The organism is Daejeonella sp. (genome assembly GCF_049655485.1).
In the GTDB taxonomy this organism is placed as follows: Bacteria; Bacteroidota; Bacteroidia; order Sphingobacteriales; family Sphingobacteriaceae; genus Daejeonella.
This window is the reverse complement of sequence record NZ_JBASJU010000084.1, coordinates 1-1575: the sequence shown is the minus strand read 5'-3', so window position 1 is coordinate 1575 and position 1575 is coordinate 1. Positions and strand designations below refer to the sequence as shown.

Below are 1575 nucleotides of genomic sequence, written 5' to 3'. Positions count from 1 at the left end.
TTGTTATTGATGCGTGCCCGGTTTACATCGCCCCAGGCTAAATTCCAGCTGCCGTGGCGTTTATTAGCTGTTTCCACTGCGCGTTTAAATGCTTCAACCGCGTGGCTCGCATTTGCCAGTCCTTTAGGAGTTGTAATAGGATGTGCAGGAGTCCAAACCTCGGCAAACAAAGAACTTGCCGGGGCACGAAAACCAACAGATTCCGCTGTGCCTGGTACGCGCTTGCCGCCATTAGCGAGCTCTACATAATGTTCCCACCAGATTTCAAAAAGAACACCTCCTTTACTTTCACGGTTTACTGTATTGTCCCAATTTTCCATTTGTTTCAATGCCTCTGCTATTTCCCCGGCAGGAGATGTGGCTCTGACAGCAGCAATAAGATCGGGTTTAACCCGCTCAGCAAGTAGCATGCGCTGGCTATATTTAAGATTAACGACTTCCTCCAGAGAAAACTTTTTCTTATTAGCGATCATGTCAAGCGCGTGTTGGCTTCGTAATCTTAAGATTGGCCTGGAAAAATGCGGAGGGAATTTCGCAGCGTCTATAACCTCATTCAAATTGGTGTAGTGAAAAGAATCGTTCTCATTATGAATGTAACCGCCCTTTGGGTTTAGCAATTGCGGAAGAGAGTCGAAAGGGATGATCTTCTTCCATATCTGGCTGCTTTTGCTTACAGCAATGGCACTGGTGTCGCCTCCTGAAGGATGCGGAAGATTTGGCGTCATGGCATTCCACACGTAGTGGATATTGCCGTCTGCATCAGCATAAGTAAAATTGGAACTGGTTTTAGCCTGAATCCGCATGGCTTGCTTGTATTCAGCGAGATTTCGGGCCATCATCATCATCAGAAACTGTTCTGCCTGGCGATATTCTCCATTTGCTGCATCACGAACTACATAAATATTTCCTTTTTCGCGATGAAATACCGGGCCGTATGGCGTGAATAAAAACTCACGGGTTTCTTCTCCCAATCCTTCGCCATTTTTAAACTGTACAGTCACCCTTTTCTTTTCAATCGGTACCGAAGCCCCGTCGATCAGGAAATGGTCGGGCACGTTGGGAGATACCTTGAAAGAGTAGATCTCATCCGTATCAGGATCGTTGTTGGTTGTAGAAAATCCTAAACGCTTGTTAAAGCCTCCGATAGTAATCAGCGGGCCTCCAATACGGAAATCTCCATAAAAATTCAGAGAGCCTGGTATTTCAAGTTGTGCTTCGTAATAGCCGGCATTCCATCCAAGATGCGGGTTTCGAAGCAGGATGGCCTTGCCTGAGGTAGTCCGGCTCGGCGCTAATGCGAATGCATTAGAGCCTTCATCGGGGTGGGGTGCTAACTCATGTTCTGCTAATCTTGCCCAAACCGTGCTTCTGTCAAAGCCAATTTTACCAGCCTTGTTCATAGTGGTATTATTTGCTTTGTTTTGGGCTTCCAGGGTACGCATAAATGCCTGTACTGAGCCGCCTTCCATCGAACCCACATCACGGGCATGAACATCATAACCTGTAAAATCGGGTTTGACCCATTCCGGGAATTCGTTTTTATGCCGCTCAATATATCGGTTCATTCCCTTCGCA

The 1575-nt window shown here is 46.7% G+C and carries 1 protein-coding gene; it reads right to left on the bottom strand.

Annotation, left to right across the window (positions count from 1 at the left end; all coding sequences use genetic code 11):
• Nucleotides 1-1575, bottom strand: a 1575-nt coding sequence (locus tag WBJ10_RS03495; protein ID WP_424288167.1) for a penicillin acylase family protein, incomplete at both ends; no start/stop codon positions are given.